The sequence below is a fragment of the Streptomyces sp. NPDC088254 genome (assembly GCF_044740925.1).
Taxonomy (GTDB): Bacteria; Actinomycetota; Actinomycetes; order Streptomycetales; family Streptomycetaceae; genus Streptomyces.
In genome coordinates this window covers 1-3,362 of sequence record NZ_JBIURQ010000022.1, presented here as the reverse complement: position 1 = coordinate 3,362, position 3,362 = coordinate 1, and the positions used below count along the sequence as shown (strand labels likewise).

The following is a 3,362-nucleotide window of genomic DNA, read 5'->3' as shown; positions in this document are numbered from 1 at the left end:
TCGGCGTGAAGCTGACCACGCTCCGCCCCGAGCAGGCCTCCTACATCGGCGTCGAGGTCGACGGCCCCTACAAGCCGGACCACTACCGCTACTGAGTCCACAGCCCGGCCCACCGGGGAACCCGTCCGTGCACGGACGCGTTCCCCGGCACCGGCAGGCCCTCCGAGACAGGCCCCCGCACCCCCGTGTCGGGGGCCTGTCCCGTCGGCCCACGACCGACCCGGCCCCTTCGACTCACCAGCACCGGGCCGGCTCGCCGAGGTGACCGGACCAGCCCGTCACACCCCAGGACCCCCATGCCCCGCGGCCGGTATTCGCTCCACGATCCGCACGATCACACCCCTCTCGCCCACGAGCACTTCCACTGCGCCCCCGGCCCCTCCGGCTGGCGTTACGTCTCCCAGCTGACCACCCCCACCGGCGAGCACACCGGCTCCGTCGACCTCACCCTCGACGACCTCGGCCGCCCCCTCCGACTCGAACTCCACGCCGCCGGCTGGCAGGTGCGCGGCGCCGCCCTCGACGGCGTCACCTGGGTCCGCACCGACCCCACCGGCGCCGAGGCCACGGAAGGCAACGTCCCCGCCCACGCCTTCACCGGCACCTCGCCCGCCTTCCTCGTCGCCACCACCCGTCTCCTGCGTCTCGCTCCCTCCTCGTCCGCGACCCGCGTCCGCCTCGTCGCCTTCACCGATCCGGTCCTCGCACCGCGCACCCTCGACCAGTCCTGGGCCCTGGTGAAAAGAGAAGCACACGCCACTGACAACGGCCCCCTGACCGTGGACGAATACCAGGTCACAGCCCTGGACACCGGCGAACAGCACACCGTGCACATCGCCGGCGACGTCGTCCTCGCAGCCCCCGGAATCGAGCTGGAAGACCTCGAATCACCCCCGTCGACGTTCACCGACTGAGGCGGTCAGGAGCGGCGAGCGGCTACGCGGGCGGGACGAACCCGGTGGCCGTCCCCTCGTCCTTCGCCGGACCGGACACAGGCGGTACCGGCGGAACGGCGGGAGAAGGAGAGGCAGGCGCACCGGGGGAGGGCGCGCCGGGCGGACCGTGGTCACCGTAGGAAGGGGGAGCGGGCGCACCGTATACAGGGGGAGCGGGCGCACCGTAGAAAGGCGTGGCCGACGGACCGTGAGCACCAGCCCCCGGACCGCCCCCGGCCCCGAAGGCCCGCCGCGCCTCCCGGTCCCGCCGCTCGTGCACCACCGCCGCCAGGAACGCGGCCGCAGGCACCCCCGGCGGCACCGGAGCCCCCGTCCGGGCCGCGAGATCACCGGCCAGCCGCTCCGCTGTCATCCGGCCCACCTGCGGATCCAACTGGTCCATCCGCCCCAGGTACTGCCGGATCTCCAGCCACAGACCGTCCGGCACCGCGGACAGATCGAGCCCCGAGAACCGCCCCGCCAGCCACGGCGGAGGAGGCGGCAGAAAACCGTTCCGCGCCACGGGCACCCGCTCCCGCACCACCAGCGTCCCGGCGAAGACGTCCCCGAGCCGCCGCCCCCGCGCCGACACCAGCGAGGCCACGCACGCCACCACCCCCGCGGTCAGCAGGATCTCCACCACCCCCAGCGCACCCCGCACCAGCGCGTGCCGGAACCGGATCGGCCCCCCGTCGTCCCGCACCACCCGCAGCCCGCAGGCCAGCTTCCCGAGCGAGCGACCATGACTGAGCGTCTCCACCGCGATCGGCACCCCCACCAACAGCAACAGGAACGAGGTGATCGCCACCGCCGTTCGCGCCGCCTCGTCCAGCGACGCCGTGGCCGCCAGCAAAGCGACGCTGACGACGACATAACCCGCGATGACGACGAGCAGATCGAGCAGCACGGCCAGAGCCCTGCTCGGCAGCCGGGCGGGACGCAGCTCCAACGCCACCGCCTCACCCGTCACCAGCTCGCCCACGACCACCGCCCCTTCCCCGACCCGCCCCGACGACGGCCAGTCTGCCAAGCTGACCGCACATCGCGCCTCCGTAGGACAAGCTGACATCGCCACCGGTCGCCGACGAGAAGCCGAGGAGCAGACACCCCGATGGACCTCGACGTCTTCGTCTCCGCCCACCGCGCCGAATGGGACCGCCTGGACGCCCTCCTGCGCCGGCGCCGCCTCACCGGCGCGGAAGCCGACGAACTCGTCACCCTCTACCAGCGCACGGCGACCCACCTGTCCCTCATCCAGTCCAGCGCCCCCGACCCGCAACTCACCGGACGGCTCAGCCGGCTCGTGGCACGCGCGCGCAGTACGGTCACCGGCACCCGACGCGCCTCATGGCACGACGTCGCCCGCTTCCTCACCCTGGGTTTCCCCGCCGCCGTCTACCGCGCGCGGCACTGGTGGATACCCACCGCGCTGGTCTCCACCGCCACAGCAGCCCTGCTCGGCTGGTGGATCGGAACCCATCCCGGGGTACAGGCCTCCCTGGCCGCCCCGGACGAGCTGCGCGCGCTCACCCGCCCCGGGGGTCAGTACGAGACGTACTACTCGAGCCACCCGGCCGCCTCGTTCGCCGCCCAGGTCTGGACGAACAACGCCCAAGCCGCCGCCATGTGTCTGGTCCTCGGCGTCTTCCTGGGGCTGCCCGTCCTCTGGATCCTCTTCCAGAACATGCTCAACCTCGGTGTCGGCATCGGCCTCATGTCCTCCGCCGGTCGCCTCGACACCTTCCTCGGCCTGGTCCTCCCGCACGGCCTCCTCGAGCTGACCGCGGTCTTCGTCGCCGCCGGCACCGGCCTGCGACTGGGCTGGACCGTCATCGATCCCGGCCCGCGATCCCGCCGTACCGCCCTCGCCGAGGAAGGGCGCGCCGCCGTCGGCATGGCGATCGGCCTCGCCCTCGTCCTGTTCGTCTCGGGCGCCATCGAAGGCTTCGTCACTCCCTCTGGCCTGCCCACGTGGGCCCGCATCACCATCGGCATCACCGCCGAAGTGGCCTTCCTGGCCTACGTCTACATCCTCGGCGGCCGTGCCGCGCGCGCGGGGGACACCGGCGACCTGGCGGCAGCCGAGCGCAGCGCCATGGTGCCGACAGCCGCCTGATGTGCGTGGGCCTCCGCCGAACTGCTAGTCTCCTCTTCGCCCCGCAAAAACCGTTGACACGGAGCGCGCGGGGAGGTAGATTCGAACAGTTGCCTGGACTGGACGTGGTCCGGTCGGCAGCGAGTTAGTATCTACAGGGCCTCGCGGAACTTCGGTTCCGTAGAAGCCACTCCCCGATGAATCGGAAACAACGGCCGGTCTGACCGGCTGAAAACCTCTGATAAAGTCGGAACCGCCGGAAAGGAAACCGCGAAACAAAAGCGGGAACCTGGAAAGCACCGAGGAAATCGGATCGGAAAAAGATCTGATAG

At 71.5% G+C, this 3,362-nt stretch carries 4 protein-coding genes; 3 read left to right on the top strand and 1 reads right to left on the bottom strand.

Features of this window, described 5'->3' with window-relative positions; genetic code table 11:
- Both ACIOC0_RS38920 and ACIOC0_RS38915 read left to right on the top strand, forming a co-directional pair.
- Window positions 1-95, top strand: a 95-nt coding sequence (locus ACIOC0_RS38920; protein WP_351255708.1) for an adenosylhomocysteinase, incomplete at its 5' end; no start/stop codon positions are given.
- A 201-nt stretch (window positions 96-296) separates the two neighbouring features.
- Entirely contained in the window at window positions 297-914 is a 618-nt protein-coding gene (locus ACIOC0_RS38915; protein ID WP_402161640.1) for a hypothetical protein, read from the top strand.
- 22 nt (window positions 915-936) lie between these two features.
- Here the strand turns inward: ACIOC0_RS38915 and ACIOC0_RS38910 are convergent, their stop codons facing one another.
- On the bottom strand, window positions 937-1,917 hold the full coding sequence (locus ACIOC0_RS38910) for an RDD family protein (protein WP_402161638.1): 981 nt from the start codon (window positions 1,915-1,917) through the stop codon (window positions 937-939).
- 129 nt (window positions 1,918-2,046) lie between these two features.
- Here ACIOC0_RS38910 and ACIOC0_RS38905 point away from each other — a divergent pair, with 129 nt between their 5' ends.
- Window positions 2,047-3,051, top strand: a complete 1,005-nt coding sequence (locus ACIOC0_RS38905; protein ID WP_402161635.1) for a stage II sporulation protein M — start codon at window positions 2,047-2,049, stop codon at window positions 3,049-3,051.
- The last annotated feature ends 311 nt before the right edge of the window (window positions 3,052-3,362 follow it).